The sequence below is a fragment of the Falsiroseomonas selenitidurans genome, assembly GCF_012103215.1.
In the GTDB taxonomy this organism is placed as follows: domain Bacteria; phylum Pseudomonadota; class Alphaproteobacteria; order Acetobacterales; family Acetobacteraceae; genus Falsiroseomonas; species Falsiroseomonas selenitidurans.
Genome location: NZ_JAAVNE010000061.1, coordinates 12,577 through 27,005, shown reverse-complemented (window position 1 = coordinate 27,005; position 14,429 = coordinate 12,577). Strand labels below are relative to the sequence as shown.

Annotated in this window: 15 protein-coding genes; 4 read left to right on the top strand and 11 right to left on the bottom strand. The window is 73.7% G+C overall.

Annotated elements, in window-relative coordinates:
• Positions 1–638: Hpt domain-containing protein (locus tag HEQ75_RS24335; protein ID WP_209318755.1), on the bottom strand; the 638-nt coding region annotated here is incomplete at its 3' end.
• Positions 639–930: 292 nt separating this feature from the next.
• Here HEQ75_RS24335 and HEQ75_RS24330 point away from each other — a divergent pair.
• The 4 genes from HEQ75_RS24330 (at position 931) to HEQ75_RS24315 (ending at position 3,561) form a co-directional block, all read left to right on the top strand.
• Entirely contained in the window at positions 931–1,833 is a 903-nt protein-coding gene (locus HEQ75_RS24330) for a flagellin N-terminal helical domain-containing protein (protein ID WP_235962104.1), read from the top strand.
• 111 nt (positions 1,834–1,944) lie between these two features.
• Positions 1,945–2,334 (top strand): flagellar biosynthesis regulator FlaF, encoded by a 390-nt coding sequence (locus HEQ75_RS24325; RefSeq protein ID WP_168034726.1) that lies wholly within the window; start codon positions 1,945–1,947, stop codon positions 2,332–2,334.
• A complete protein-coding gene (locus HEQ75_RS24320) occupies positions 2,331–2,765 on the top strand; it encodes a flagellar biosynthesis repressor FlbT (RefSeq protein ID WP_168034725.1) in 435 nt (144 codons plus the stop codon). Before HEQ75_RS24325 ends, HEQ75_RS24320 begins: the two co-directional genes overlap by 4 nt.
• Before the next feature lies 1 nt (position 2,766).
• Positions 2,767–3,561 carry a DUF1217 domain-containing protein gene (locus tag HEQ75_RS24315; protein ID WP_168034724.1) on the top strand — a complete coding sequence of 265 codons (795 nt, stop codon included), beginning with the start codon at positions 2,767–2,769 and terminating at the stop codon, positions 3,559–3,561.
• On the opposite strand, the gene HEQ75_RS24310 is transcribed toward HEQ75_RS24315, so the two are convergent.
• From HEQ75_RS24310 to HEQ75_RS24265, 10 genes are all read right to left on the bottom strand, one after another.
• On the bottom strand, positions 3,551–4,306 hold the full coding sequence (locus HEQ75_RS24310; RefSeq protein WP_168034723.1) for a nucleotide-binding protein: 756 nt from the start codon (positions 4,304–4,306) through the stop codon (positions 3,551–3,553). The genes HEQ75_RS24315 and HEQ75_RS24310 overlap by 11 nt on opposite strands.
• Positions 4,303–5,538: a flagellar biosynthesis protein FlhF gene (locus tag HEQ75_RS24305; RefSeq protein WP_168034722.1), complete on the bottom strand. Its 1,236-nt coding sequence runs from the start codon at positions 5,536–5,538 to the stop codon at positions 4,303–4,305. Before HEQ75_RS24305 ends, HEQ75_RS24310 begins: the two co-directional genes overlap by 4 nt.
• Before the next feature lie 3 nt (positions 5,539–5,541).
• Complete coding sequence (flhA, locus tag HEQ75_RS24300; protein WP_168034721.1) at positions 5,542–7,629, bottom strand: flagellar biosynthesis protein FlhA; 2,088 nt, start codon at positions 7,627–7,629, stop codon at positions 5,542–5,544.
• Between the two features lie 5 nt (positions 7,630–7,634).
• A complete protein-coding gene (locus tag HEQ75_RS24295) occupies positions 7,635–8,972 on the bottom strand; it encodes a sigma-54 dependent transcriptional regulator (RefSeq protein ID WP_168034720.1) in 1,338 nt (445 codons plus the stop codon).
• A gap of 5 nt (positions 8,973–8,977) precedes the next feature.
• Complete coding sequence (gene fliN / locus HEQ75_RS24290; RefSeq protein ID WP_168034719.1) at positions 8,978–9,310, bottom strand: flagellar motor switch protein FliN; 333 nt, start codon at positions 9,308–9,310, stop codon at positions 8,978–8,980.
• A gap of 10 nt (positions 9,311–9,320) precedes the next feature.
• The gene (locus HEQ75_RS24285) at positions 9,321–9,941 is read right to left on the bottom strand and encodes a hypothetical protein (protein WP_168034718.1); all 621 of its coding nucleotides are present in this window, start codon (positions 9,939–9,941) and stop codon (positions 9,321–9,323) included.
• On the bottom strand, positions 9,938–10,951 hold the full coding sequence (gene fliG / locus HEQ75_RS24280; RefSeq protein WP_168034717.1) for a flagellar motor switch protein FliG: 1,014 nt from the start codon (positions 10,949–10,951) through the stop codon (positions 9,938–9,940). Before fliG ends, HEQ75_RS24285 begins: the two co-directional genes overlap by 4 nt.
• A complete protein-coding gene (fliF, locus tag HEQ75_RS24275; RefSeq protein WP_235962103.1) occupies positions 10,951–12,624 on the bottom strand; it encodes a flagellar basal-body MS-ring/collar protein FliF in 1,674 nt (557 codons plus the stop codon). The genes fliG and fliF overlap by 1 nt, the downstream gene beginning before the upstream one ends.
• 119 nt (positions 12,625–12,743) lie before the next feature.
• Positions 12,744–13,412, bottom strand: coding sequence for a flagellar hook assembly protein FlgD (locus tag HEQ75_RS24270; protein ID WP_168034716.1), 669 nt, complete (start codon positions 13,410–13,412; stop codon positions 12,744–12,746).
• An 11-nt stretch (positions 13,413–13,423) separates the two neighbouring features.
• On the bottom strand, positions 13,424–13,816 hold the full coding sequence (locus HEQ75_RS24265; RefSeq protein ID WP_268887807.1) for a flagellar hook-length control protein FliK: 393 nt from the start codon (positions 13,814–13,816) through the stop codon (positions 13,424–13,426).
• Positions 13,817–14,429: the final 613 nt, after the last annotated feature.

The window sequence follows — 14,429 nt, the reverse complement described above, 5'->3', positions numbered from 1 at the left end:
GGGGCCGGGCCGGCCTGCGGGGCGGCGCCGCCCGGCGCCTCGGCCATGGCGGCGGCCGCGGTTCCGGTGGCCGGATCCTCCGGCGCGTCGGCGTCCGGCGCGGCCGCTTCGGGCGCCGCTGGCGGCGGTGCCAGGGCTTCCTCCCCGGCCATCACGACCTGGTCATCCTCCTCGATCGGGTCCTCCTCGGCGGCGTGGCCCGCCACGACCTCGTCCCCGGCAAGGGCGGTCGCGGCCGCGCCATCCTCGGAAGCGCAGCCCACCGGCATGGCGGCGGCATCGAGCGCCATGACCAGCGCCGCATCGTCGCCCTCCGGTTCCGCCCCCGTCTCCCGCAGCCCGTCCAGGATGGCGCGGATGCAGTCGAGCGAGGTCAGCACCGCGGTGACTCCGGCCGGCGTGACCGGTGCCTCGCCATCCCGGTACAGGCCGAGGAGGTTTTCCGCAGCATGCGCCACCGCCCCCAGGCGGTGCAGCCCCAGGAAGCCGGCCGCGCCCTTGACGCTGTGCACGGCGCGGAAGATCCGCGCCAGCGTCTCGGCATCGCCACCCTGGCGTTCCAGCACCACCAGGGCGGTGTCCAGGTCGGCCACGGCTTCGGTGGTCTCGGCCAGGAATTCAGCGAGCAGATCGTCCATCGGATGTCCCGCATTGTCTTGCGGGGCATGAGATCGCAGGCAGTTGGAGCCGGCCTGTTAATCGGCGCCGGAACATCGCCGGGGCGACCGGCGCATTGGTCAACAAACGGTTCACATCGCCCCGGCAATCTCCCGCCATCGCCGCCCCAGGACCGGGCGGAAATGGAAGGTGCCACGGATGATGCCGCTGGCGACCCTCCGTATCCAGGGTGGCTTGGTTCCTGAAGAGCGGAACCGGGTCGCCGCGTCGGCGGAAAATGCCACCGACGAAGTCGCAATAGGAGCGACGACCATGGCCATGAATTCGATCAACACCAACTCCGGTGCGCTGGTTGCCCTGCAGGCGCTGAACCGCACCAATGACGAGATGGCAGTGACGCAGAAGCGCGTCTCCACCGGCCTGCGCGTCGCCGACGCGAAGGACGATGGGGCGGCCTATGCGGTTGCGCAGCAGGTGCGCGCCGACATGTCGGCGCTGACCTCCGCCAACGAGCAGCTCGGCGGGTCCAAGGGCATCCTGGACACCACCCTCGCCGGCCTGAAGAAGGTCTCGGACAGCATGACCGAGATCAAGGGCGTGCTGGAGAAGCTGGGCGACAGCCGGGTGACCGGCGACGAACGCGACGGCTACAATCAGCAGTTCTCCGCGCTGGTCAACAAGGTCAACCGCTTCCTGGGCGATGCCACCTACAACGGCAGCACCCTGATCACCACGGACGACCTGGCCGGCACCGACATCACCGCGGTCCGCAACGAGCGCGGCGACGGCTACACCATCACCGCCGTCGATGCGGCCGACCTGACCTTCGACGATGCCGTCAACGTGACGGAGGCCGGCACCACGGCCGACGCCGACTACACCGCGGCGCTGACCGCCGAAGAGGCCCGCGCGATGCTGGGCAGCGCCGACGATGCGGCCTCGCTGGGCACCAACAAGCTGTTCTCCACCGTGCAGACGGCGGTGAACAACGCGATGAACCAGTTCGGCTCCGACAGCAAGTATGTCGACGCCCAGGTCTCCTACAACAAGGAGAAGCTGGACGCGCTGGAAGGCGGCCTGGGCGCGCTGATCGACGCCGACCTGGCGAAGGAAAGCGCGCGCCTGCAGTCCCTGCAGATCCGCCAGCAGCTCGGCACCCAGTCGCTGAGCATGGCGAACCAGGCGCCGCAGGCGCTGCTGAGCCTGTTCGGCTAGCCTTGATCGGCGCCGGCCCGGCTTCGGTCGGGCCGGCGCCACCCCCTGCCCCGTCCGCGTACCCGCGCGGATGCACGAACCGCCTTGCTCTCAAGAGGAGAGGCCGGCCAAATGCTGTCCGAGGCCCCCGCTTTGCCCATCCCCGCTGCTGCCGCGGCGCACCGTGCCTATGGCGCCGTCCGCGCCGCGCGATCCCAGCGCGAGCAGGAGGCGGATGTGTTCCGCATCCTGGCCGGCCGGCTGCGCGCCGCCCTGCGGGACGCCGACGGCATGGCGGCCGTGCGCGCCGCAGCCGATGCGCGCCGCGTCTTCACCGCGGTGGAGACGCTGGTCCTGCATCCCTCCTCGCCGCTGCCGCGCGAGCTTCGCCTGGCCATCGGCAGCGTGGCGCGCCGCGCGCTGCGCGAGGTCGATGAACCGGAACCCGACCTTTCCTTCCTTGCAGCGCTGGCCGATGATTTCGCCGCCGGCCTGCAGCAGCGCCCGGGACAAGCCCCATGACCGCCGCCCTGCCGGACGACCGCCCGCGCGCCAGCCGGCTGGTGCTGGAATTCCGGGCCGGCGACAAGATGCTGGTGAACGGTGCCGCGCTGCAGTTCCGCACCCGCGCTTCCGTCGTGCTGTCGAACCGCGTCCGATTCCTGTTCGGCAAGCAGATCCTCGCGCCGGAGGATGCCTCCACGCCGGCGCGCCGCGTCTATTTCGCGGTGCAGGCTGCCTATGTCTGCGAGGATTCGGAACGGCCGCGCTACCTGGAGATGGCCAGCACCCTGGCCGCGGAATATGCCGAAGCCACGACATCGGCCATCGCACGACGCATGCTGGAACAGGCGATCATCGACCTTGAGGCCGGCAATTGCTGGGAGGCGATGCGCCGGATCCGCGAGCTGTTCGCGCATGACGACGCGGTACTGCCGCCACCGCAGGCCTGAGATGAACCAGCTCAGCGGCAGCCAGCTCCTCATGCTGCTCGGCGGCGGAACGGCAGCCGCGACCACGCTGAGCCCGATCGAGCGCATCGGGCTGTTCAAGACGAGCGTGGCGAACACCGACAAGGAAACCGCCCGCCTCCAGGCGGACCCGGCGGTGAAGCGCGACCTGGCGCGGCTGGACCGCGTCATCGCCAATGCCAAGACCCCGGCGGACCTGTTCAAGGACCCGGAGGCGGTGCGCGTGCTGCTGGAGGGGCTGGGCCTCGCCGACCAGGCGGCGAATATCGGCCTGGCCAAGGCGGCGCTGCTGTCCGACCCGTCGGACAAGACCTCGCTCGCCGCCAATCTGTCGGATACGCGCTGGAAGACCGCGGCGGAGCAGCTCGGCTTCGCCGGCACGGGGCTGGAGACGCTGCGCAGCACCGCGACGCGGGAGACCATCGCCAAGGGCGTGGTGGACTACAAGCGCCTGACCGCGATCGGCGAGAAGAGCCAGGCGGTGTCGGATGCGCTCTACCTGCGCAACATGCCGGAGGACACGGCGCCGAGCGTCTACGACGTGCTCGGCAACAAGGTGCTGCGCCGCATCGCCAGCACCCTGGCCGGCCTGCCGGATGAACTGGCGCTGCAGAGCGTGGAGTCGCAGGCCCGCACGCTGGAGCGCAGCATCAAGGTCAGCGACTTCGCCGATCCGCGGAAGCGCGAGGTGCTGATCAACCGCTACCTGGTGACGGCCGCCGACAAGGTGACCGTGAACGACCCGCTGGCCGGCCTCGGCATCACGCTCAATCTGTGAAGGCGAACTGGCGCGCCAGCGCCACCGCGTCCATCGCCGCCATCGAGTTCGGATAGCGGCACAGCAGCGGCGCCTGGCGGCGGATGGCATCCGCCACCCGGTCGTCGCGGCGCAGGATCCCGGCCACCGGCACGTCGCGCATCAGGAAGGTCTGGCAGGCGCGCTGCAGCGTCACGCCGGTCCGCCGGCCCGTGGCTTCGTCGCGCGCCTGGTTCACCACGATGCGCGCATCGCCATCCACCCGGTCCCGGCCATACAGCTTCAGCACGGCATAGGCATCCGTCAGGCTGGTCGGCTCGTCGGTCGCCACCACCAGCAGCGTGTCGGCGATGGCCGCCAGCCGGCGCGTCGCCGGGCTCAGCCCGGCACCCAGATCCAGCACCACCACGTCCCACTTCGCCGTGGCCTCGTGCAGCAGCGTGCCCACCGCCTCCACCGCCGGCCCGGGCAGGTCGGCCAGGGCGCCGCTGCCGGACCGGCCGGGCAGCACGTCGAATCCGCCCTCCTCGTGCCGCACCACCGCCTCGTCGAACCGGGTGCGGCCGGACAGCACGCCCAGCAGGTCGCAGCCCGGCTGCAGGCCGAGCTGGACGTCCACATTCGCCAGGCCGAAATCGCCATCCACCAGCAGCACGGCCATCTGGCGTTGCGCCAGCGCCTGCGCCAGCGTGATGGACAACCAGGTCTTGCCGACGCCGCCCTTGCCGGAGGCGATGGCGACGATTCGGCCGCGTCTTGCGGTCATGGCACGTTTCCTTCCTGCGACGGGGGGGCCAGGTGCGAACGGCGTCGCAGACGGGCCGAAAGCCAGACGGGTTCGAGACAGGTAAGGCCGTCGGCGACCTGCGGGCTGGTGCCGGCCTCGCACAGCGCGAGCCCGCCGCCGGCGGCCGCGGCCAGCACGGCGCCGATGCGGCGCGTTGCATCCAGGCGCGTCGGCAGCAGGTGGCGGGCGCCGAGGGCGGCGAAGGCGCGGGCCAGGTCGGCCGCTTCCGCGGCATCCATGCTCGCCGGCAGCACCAGGACGATGGCGGCGCCGGTGGCGGCGATCAGCGCCGCCAGGCTGCGCGCCTGCTCGGGCATGAAGGGGTCCATGCCGGCGGTGTCGATCAGCACCGGCTGGCCGGGGGCGCGGCGCGCCAGCGCCGCGGCGGCGGCGGCGGGCGTCGGCGCCACCGCCAGGGTGGCGCCCAGCACGCGGGTGAAGGCGGCCAGCTGCTCCGCCGCGGCGGGGCGCTCGGCATCGGCGGTGACCACCAGCGGCGGCGACTCCCCGGCCAGGACGCGGCGGGCGGCCAGCTTGGCGCAGGTCAGGGTCTTGCCGGCGCCCGGCGGGCCGGCCAGCAGCAGCGGCCGTGCCACGCCATCCGGCAGGCGCACGAAGCGCAGGCTGGCCTCCAGCGAGGCTTCCAGCGGCGCCGCGGCCAGCCGGGCGGCCAGCGACGCCGGCACGCGATGGAAGTCGAGCGTCGCGGCGTCCTCGCCGCGCAGGTGGAGCCTGGCGTCCTCGCCGCGCAGGTGAAGCCTGGCGTCCTCGCCGCGCAGGTGGAGCCTGGCGTCCTCGCCGCGCAGGTGGAGCCTGGCGTCCTCGCCACGCAGGTGAAGTCTGGCATCCTCGCCGCGCAGGTGAAATCTGGCATCCTCGCCGCGCGGGTGGATCGTGGCGTCTTCGCCACGCGGGTGGATCCGGCCCTCCGGGTTGCATGAATGGCCAGGGGCGCTGCCGTTGCGCGGCAGGGCCGCGGCGGATTCGGTGGGGCTGGCGGCGAAATGGAAGCGGCGGGGCACCAGGGCACCGCCGGGGGCGATCAGCAGCAGGTCGCCCTCCTCCGCCTCCGCCGGCTCCAGCCCGCCCGTCACCTCCACCCCGCCGGGCACCGGGCGGGTGGACAGCAGCGCCGCATCCGGCCCCAGTTCCTGGCGCAGCCGCGCCATGGCTTCCGGCATCGTCGCCGCCCGCAGCACCTTGATGCGCATGGCCTAGACCTGCCCCAGCGATCGGATGCGCGCGCGCGCGTGGATCTCGCCCTGCGCCAGCACCGTGGTCATCGGCCGAAAGCGTTCCACCACCGCGCGTACATGGGCGCGGATCGCGCCGGAGCAGACGAGCACCGGCGCCTCCCCCTGCGCCGCCGCGGCATCCAGCGCATCGCGCAGGCGGCGCACGAACTCGGTCAGGCGGCTCGGCGCCATGGCCAGCTGGCGGTCCTCCGCCGGGCCCACCAGCGATTCGCCGAAGGCCGCTTCCCATTCGCCGCTCAGCGAGATCAACGGCACCTGGCCGGCGCCGTTGCGCGCCGCGTCGGTCAGCTGCCGCGCCAGGCGCAGGCGGACGTTGGAGACCAGCGCCGGCACGGTGCGCGCGCCGGCCAGGCTGGCTTCCTGCACGCCTTCCAGGATGGTCGGCAGGTCGCGAATCGAAACACGCTCCGCCAGCAGGGCCTGCAGCACGCGCTGGATGGTGCCGATGCCGACCTGCGCCGGCACCAGCTCCGCCACCAGGCGGCGCTGCTCCTCCGGCAGGTTGTCCAGCAGGCGGCGGGTATCGGCGTGCGACAGCATCTCCGCCATGTTCTCGCGCACGATCTCGGTCAGATGCGTCGCCAGCACGCCGGCGGTGTCCACCACCGTGCAGCCGCGGGCCAGCGCCTCCTCGCGATAGGCTTCCTCGATCCACACGGCGGGCAGGCCGAAGGCGGGTTCGTTGCACCGCTCGCCGGGCAGCGCCGGGGTCCCGCCGGTGGGATCGATGGCGAGGTGCAGCGGCGGGCGCAGGCGGCCCTGCCCGGCCTCCACCTCCTTCACCCGGACCATGTACTGGTCGGGGGCGAGCGTCAGGTTGTCCTGCACCCGGACGGAGGGCAGGACGAAGCCCATCTCCGCCGCCAGCGTCCGGCGCAGGGCGCGGATCTGCTCGGTCAGCTGCGGCGCCTCGCCGGCGGCCAGCGACAGCAGGCCATAGCCCAGTTCGATGCGCAGCAGGTCCACGCGGAGCGATTCGGCGGTCTGTGCCTCCTCGCCTGGCGGCGCGGTGGCCCTGGGTGGCGCGGCGGCGGCGGCCTCGGCGGCGGCGGCGTCCGTCTTCACGTTGCGGCGCAGCCAGGCGGCGGCGGCGGCGATGCCCGCCAGCGCCAGGAAGGGCACCGCCGGCATGCCCGGCATGAAGGCCATCAGCACCGCGCCGCCGGCGGCGATCGCCAGCGGCTTCGGCCCGCCCGCCAGTTGCAGCGCCAGAAGCTGGTCGGCGCGGCCCTCGGCGCCGGCCTTGGTCACCACGATGCCGGCGGCGACGGAGACCAGCAGCGAGGGGATCTGGCTGACCAGCCCATCGCCCACCGTCAGCAGGGAGAAGGTCTGCACCGCCTCGGCCAGCGGCATGCCGTGCCGGCCGAGCCCGATGGCGAAGCCGCCGAGCAGGTTCACGGCGGTGACGATGATGCCGGCGATGGCATCGCCGCGGACGAATTTCGCCGCGCCGTCCATGGCGCCGAAGAAGGCGCTTTCCTGCTCCAGCTCGCGCCGGCGGCGGCGCGACTCGGCCTCGTCGATCACGCCGGAGGACAGGTCCGCGTCGATCGCCATCTGCTTGCCGGGCATCGCGTCCAGGCTGAACCGCGCCGCGACTTCCGCGATGCGGCCGGAGCCCTTGGTGACGACCATGAAGTTGACGATGAGCAGGATCGAGAAGACGACGAGGCCGACCAGCACGTCGCCGCCCATCAGGAAGCCGCCGAAGGCCGCCACCACCTGCCCGGCGCCGGCCTCGCCCTCATGCCCATGGCTCAGGATGGCGCGCGTGGTGGCGACATTGAGGCCGAGGCGCAGCAGCGTGGTCAGCAGCAGCACGGTGGGGAAGCTGGTGAATTCCAGCGGCTTCTGCAGGAACAGCGCCACCATCAGCACCAGCACGGAGGAGGTGATGGAGACGGCCAGGCCGAAATCCAGCAGCACCGTGGGCAGCGGCACCACCATGATCGCCAGCAGCGCCATCACGCCGAAGGCCAGCGTCAGGTCGCCGCCCGGTCGGGCGGTGCGGACCCAGCCGGGCATGCTGCGCGTGGCGGCCATCGCGATCAGTCCGCGTAGCCGTGGGCGGCCGGCACGGCGAGGCCCGAGGCACGGTAGTCCTGGATCTTGTTGCGCAGCGCACGGATCGAGATGCCGAGGATCTCGGCGGCGCGCGTGCGGTTGCCCAGGCAGTGCGACAGCGTGCCGATGATCAGGTCGCGTTCCACGTCATCCACCGTGCGGCCGACCAGCGCCTCCACCCCCGTGGCCAGGGCCACCTGGCCGGGTGCGGCGGGGGCGGGCGTCAGCTCGATGGCCTCCGGCCCGATCTCCGCGCCCTCGGCCAGCAGCACGGCGCGGTGCACGGCGTTCTCCAGCTCCCGCACATTGCCGGGCCAGGGGTGGGCGGCGAGCGAGGCGCGCGCGGCGGGCGACAGGGCGCGGCGCGGCAGGCCGTTGGCGTCCGCATAGCGGCGGGCGAAATGCTCGGCCAGCGGCAGGATGTCAGCCGGGCGCTCGCGCAGCGGCGGCAGGCGCAGCCGTACCACATCCAGGCGGAAGTACAGGTCCTCGCGGAACCGCCCGGCACGGACCTCGGCCAGCAGGTCGCGGTTCGTCGCCGCCAGGATGCGCACATCGACGCGCACCGGCGCGCCGCCGCCCAGCCGGTCCACCTCCCGCTCCTGGATGACGCGGAGGATCTTGGCCTGCAGGCGGGGGTCCATCTCGCCGATCTCGTCCAGCAGCAGCGTGCCGCCATCGGCCTGCTCGAACTTGCCCTTGCGGGTGGCCACCGCGCCGGAAAAGGCGCCCTTCTCATGCCCGAACAGCTCGCTTTCCAGCAGCGTCTCCGGCAGCGCGGCGCAGTTCAGCGCAACGAAGGGGCGCGCGGCGCGGCGGCTGGCGGCGTGGAGGTGGCGCGCGAGCACTTCCTTGCCCGTGCCGCTTTCGCCGGTGATCAGCACGCTGGCCTCGGCGCGCGCCACCTGCGCCGCGCGCGCCAGCACGGCGAGCATGGCCGGGTCGCGCGCCACCGGCGCGGCCTCGCGCTCCGTCACGCCGGCGGCGGCTTCCAGCATGGCGGCGATGAGGTCGGCGTCCGGCGGCAGCGGCAGGAAGTCCCGCGCCCCGGCCCGCACCGCTTCCACCGCCTCGGCCGAGGCTTCCTCCGGCCCGCAGGCCACCACCGGGCAGGCGATGCGTTCCGCCGCCAGGCCGCGCAGCAGGGCGGCGACGTCGTGCCCCACATGGCACAGGGCGAGATCGGCGCCCGGCCCGCGCAGATGCGCCAGCGCGGCCGGCACCGTATCCGCCTGCGCGATCGCGGCGCCGCGCCCCTGCGCCATGCGCGCGGCGAGGCCGAGCGGGCCCGCCAGCGGGCCGAGGATGAGCAGCCGCGACATGTGCCTCACCCCATCCGATCGGTCTTGACGATTTCCGTCATGGTCACGCCCAGGCGGTTGTCGCCGACCATCACCACCTCGCCGCGCGCCACCAGGCGGTTGTTGACGTAGATGTCCACCGCCTCGCCCAGCTTGCGGTCCAGTTCCACCATCGCGCCGCGGCCCAGCTTCAGCAGCTGCGACACCTGCATGGTGGCGCGGCCCAGCACCGCGCTGACCTGCACGGGAATGTCGTAGATCGCGCCGAGATCGGCCGCGCCCTGCACCGGGCGTCGCGGCTGGCCTTCGGCATCCTTCAATTCCTCGAGCACGAAGGGGCTCACCGTGTCGTTGCTCATCGCTTGCTCCTCAGGCCAGGCCGAAGCCGGACAGGGTTTCCATCACCGCGGCACGCGCCGCCTCGCCACGCCGTTCCGCCTGGCCGTCACGCCAGGACAGCGCCGCGTCACCCGGCTGCAGCGCCGCATCCGCCACCACCGCCACCCGCGCTTCCTGCGCGAAGCGGGCGCCGATGACCTCCACCAGCGAAGGCGCCACGCGCAGCGCCACCGTGGGTTCCGCCTGCAGGCCGGGCAGCAGCGCCGTGGCGAAGCGCGCCACCTCGGCCTCCGCCAGGCGCTCCGCCAGGCTCGGCAGCGCGGCAAGCAGGGTGGCCAGCGCCAGCCGCGCCACCTCTGTCGCCGATCGCTCCGCCACCGCCCGCGCCTCATCGGCCGCCAGCGCCAGCGCGCTGGCCGCTTCGCGCAGCGCCTGCGCGGCGGCGGCCTCCGTGCCGCGCAGCGCCTCGGCCTGCCCGGCCGCCCGGCCCTCGGCGAAGCCTTCGGCGCGGGCGGCGGCCAGCAGGCCCGGCAGCGGGTCCGGCGGCGCTGGCGGCGGTGCCGTGGCGGGGCGCGCCGGGGCGTCGAAATCATCCAGCGCCAGGAGGTAGGAGCCGCGGCGCGCGGCCAGGGCGGGCTGCGGCCGGCTCATTCGACCATCGCCTCCTGCATCCCGTCCGACAGTTGCAGCTCGCCCTGCTGCGCCAGTTCCTTCGCCAGCACGACGATGGCGGACTGCGCCTCCTCCACGTCGCGCAGCCGCACCGGGCCGAGCGCCGCGATGTCGTCGCGCAGCATGCGGCCGGCGCGTTCGGACATGCCCTTCAGGAACATCTCCCGCAGCCCTTCGGAGGCGCCCTTCAGCGCGATCGCCAGCTTGTCCTTCTCCACCGCGCGCAGCAGCACGGGCATGCCCTGCGCATCCAGGCGCCGCAGGTCCTCGAAGGTGAACATCAGGCTGCGGATGCGCCCGGCGCTTTCCTGCGAGGCGCCTTCGAGCGAGGCCATCAGCCGCGCTTCCGTGCTGCGGTCGAGGTTGTTGAAGATCTCCGCCATCAGCTCATGCGGGTCGCGCCGCGCGGTGCGCGCCAGGTTCGACATGAACTCCGCCTTCAGCGTGCGCTCCACGCCCTCCAGCGCCTCGGTCTGCGGGCTTTCCATACGCAGCATGCGCATCACCACTTCCATGGCGAAGGCTTCCGGCAGCAGCGCCAGCACGCGCGCCGCATGGTCCGGCTTCACCCGGGACAGCACCACGGCGACGGTCTGCGGGTATTCGTTCTTCAGGTAGTTCGCCAGCACGCTTTCATTCACGTTGCCCAGCTTTTCCCACATGTTCCGCCCGGCCGGGCCGCGCAGCTCGTCCATGATCTGCGCCACGCGTTCCTTGGGCAGGGACCGCAGCAGCATCCGCTCCGTCGTCTCCCACCCGCCGATCAGCGCGCCGGCCTGGCCCATCTCCCGGCTGAACTCGTTGCACAGCTCCTCGACATCCGCGGCGGCGATGGCGCCCAGCGAGGCCATGGCGGCGGACAGGTCGCGCACCTCGTCGTCATGCATGCGCCCCAGCAGCAGCGCGGCGCGCTCCTCGCCCAGCGCCAGCATCAGCACCGCGGCCTTCTGGGCGCCCTGCGCGAAGGGACGGCGTGCGGTGGCCGACATCACTTGCGCTCCTCGGGCGCCAGCCAGCGTCGCACCAGCGCCAGCGCCTCATCCGGATGCTTCTCCACCAGCGCGGCCACGCGCTGCAGGGAGGAGGCGCGCAGCTGGCCCTCCACCATGGCCACATCCACCAGCTCCTCGGCCGCCGCCTGCTCCGCGGCGATGCGTGCCGGCGCATCCGGCCCGCCGCCCAGCACGGCGGCGGCGGAGACGCCATCGGCCAGCGCCCCGGCCGGGCGCGGCTCCAGCGTCGCGGTCAGGCGGGCGATGGCGGGCCGGCCGAGCAGCAGCAGCGCGGCCAGCGCCACCAGCGCCAGCAGCCCGCTTTCCGCCAGGCGCGTCACCAGCGCCGGCGTCAGCATGCCGGCGAGCAGGCCGGGCGCTTCCTCCGCCGCCACGCCCGGCGGCTCGGCGAAGCGCAGGCTCACCACCTCCAGCCGGTCGCCGCGGCGCTCGTCGAAGCCGATGGCGCCGCGCACCAGGGCGCTGATGCGCTCCAGCTCCTCCGACGTGCGTTCGCGGAAGCGCGGCGCGCCGCCGGCCTCGGCCGGCTCCACCACGCCATCCACCAGCACGGCGACCGACAGGCGGCGCAGCACGGGGAATTGCCGCACGGTGCTGCGCGTGGTGTGGCCGATCTCGTAGTTGGTGGTCTCCTCCTGCCGGCTGTCCACATTCTGCGGGCCGCCGGTCTGCGTCGCCGGCGCGCCGGGAAGCTGGTTGGCGACGGAGGTGTTCTGCGCTTCCCCGCTGCGGCTGTTCTGGGTGTTGGAGGTGGTGCTGCGCGGCACCTGGTTGTCCGGGTCGAAGCGCTCCTCGGTGGTCTGCACGCGGTCCGTGTCCAGTTCCACCGTGGCTTCGACGCGGACGCGGCCGAGCCCGATGCTGCGCTCCAGCATCTCCTCCACGCCGCGTGCCAGGCGCATCTCCTGCGCGCGCTTCAGCTCCTCATTCGTCAGGGCGATGCCCTGTTCGGAACCGGGCAGCGCCTGGCCGCCGCGCGCCAGCAGTTCCGCCCGCCCATCGACGATGGAGATGTTCTGCGGCCGCAGCCCCGGCACGGCGGCGGAGACCAGGTGCAGCACCGCCTGCACGCCTTCGCGGTCCAGCCGGCTGCTGCCGCGCATCTGCAGCACCACGCTGGCCTGGGCCTCCCCCCGCTCGCGCGAGAAGGGCTCGCGCCGCGGCAGCACCAGGTGCACGCGGGCGCCGGCGACGCCGGACAGGGTGCGGATGGACCGGGCGATCTCCCCTTCCAGGGCGCGCAGGCGGTTCAGGTCCTGCTGGAAGGGCGTGGCGGTCAGGCCGCCCTGGCGGTCGAAGATCTCGTAGCCGAGCGAGCCGCCGGCCGGGATGCCGTCCCGCGCCAGTTGCAGGCGCAGCCGCGCCACCTGGTCCACCGGCACCAGCACTTCCGCGCCATTGGCGCCGATGCGGTGCGGCACGCGGGCGCGTTCCAGGGCGGCGACCACCTGCGCCGCGTCACGCTGCTCCAGGTCGCCATACAGCAGGGCCATGGGCGGGTCGGCGCTGCGCATGGCCAGGAAGCCCAGCAGCCCCAGCGTGACCAGCCCGATGCCGCCGAGGGCCGCGAGGCGCATCGGCCCGAGGCCGCGCAGCACGGCGAGCAGGTTGCCGAAGCCGCCCATCACGCCATCCGCCCCGTCGCCCAAGCCTGCCGCATCGATGCCCCCGGTGCGGCCTCCTGCCGCGTGGTGGGCAGGTTCTGCCGGGTGCCTTTACCTGTTGTTAACCGCCTCCCCGGCCCCCGGGGCCTCGGGGGGAAGGCGGCTCATTGCAGACGGCGCAGCGCGTCCATGTCCGCGGTCAGCCCGCCGACGGCGATCTGCACGGCGCTGCCATCCTGCGACACGCCGGTGATGGTGCCGGCGACGAGGCCCGGCAGCACCCCGCGCGCGCCGCCTTCCTGGTCGATACCGGTGACGGCGAAGGTATAGCTGCCATCGTTCACCGCATTGCCGCGGGCGTCCTTGCCGTCCCAGCGCCAGGCGGTGGCGGCGGTGCCGAGCGGCACCACCGCCTCGCGCAGCGTCGCCCCGGTGGAATCGGTGACGACGATGCGGGCGCGGTTGGCGCCATTGGCATCGGCCAGCGCCGGCAGCCGCACCTCCTGTGTCTGGCCGGCGCTGAGCGTCAGGCGGGTGGAGGCGACCTCCGCCTGGCGGCCGACCATCGGGGTTGCGGCCACCAGGGCGGAGGCGCGCTGCAGGCCGAGCAGCGTCTCCATGTGCTGGTTGGTGGCAATCTGCTGTTCCACCCCCGCGAACTGCGCCAGCTGCTGGGTGAACTGGTTGGCGTCCATCGGCTGCGTCGGGTCCTGGTTCTGCAGCTGGGTGGTCAGCAGGCGCAGGAAGCTCTGCATGTCGCCGGCCAGGCTCTGCGCCGCGGTGGCGGCCTGGCCGGTGCCCGTTGTGGCGGTGCCGGCGATGGTGGAGGACATGGCGAAACTCCCTAGAGCGCGAGGTCGAGCAGGCCGGCGGCGCGGCGCGGCGCCGGGATGGCGGCGGGCGGCCCGGCGGCCCGCCCCGGGGGCACCGCCGCCGCGCCGCCAGACGCGACGGGGCGGCGGGATTCGGGTTGACGCCGCGGCGCCTCCCGCTGGTCGAACAGGCCGAGGCTGAGGGCGCCGGCCTGCGGATCGACGCCGGCCTGGGCCATCGCCTGCTCCAGCGCGGCCCGGTCGCGTTGCAGCAGCGCCAGCGTCTCCGGCCGTTCGGCCAGGATGCGCACCTGCGCGGCCTCCCCTTCCCGTGCCGTCACCGTCACCTCCACGCCGCCGAGTTCGGCCGGACGCAGCGCGACCATGAGGCGCGATTCGCCCCCCGGTCGCGCTGCCTGGGCCATCAGGATCGGCGCCATCTGTTGCGCGGGACTGACCAGCGGCGACACCGGCAAGGCAGCTGGCGGGGTGGGGGCCGGCGGGGCAGCCATGGGCGGGGCGGTTGCGGGGGATGCCGACGGCCCGGGCCCGCCGGCACCTGCGGGGGGCCAGGCGGGCATCCCGGCCTGCGTCCCGGCCTGCGCCCCGGCGGAGGTCGCGGGTGGCGCCCCGACGGGCGGCAGGGTCGCATCATCCTCGCCCACGGCCTCGGCCCGCGCGGCGGCCGCGCGCCGCGCTTCGGGCTGCGGCGCCGGCGCGTCCGATCCGACGTCCATCCGGTCGGGCCGGGCGGCGGCCAGCGGCCCTGACGCCGGCGGGGCGTGCCCCGCCGTCCCGGCGATCATGGCCGCCGTCGCGGCGGCCTCCGGCGGCGTGCCATCCGGCGCGGGTCCCCCCGGCGCCGGGCCGGTCAGCCGAGACCCGGCGGGCGGCGGATCCGGCCTGTCCAGACCGGAAGCCTCTCCTGCCGGTTCTCCGCCGGCGGCCGCCAGGCCGTCTCGCACGGCGAGGGCGGCGGGCGGCGTCGGCAGCGGCCAGGCCGTCGGCGCGACGGGTTGCGCCTCGGCGGATTCCGGC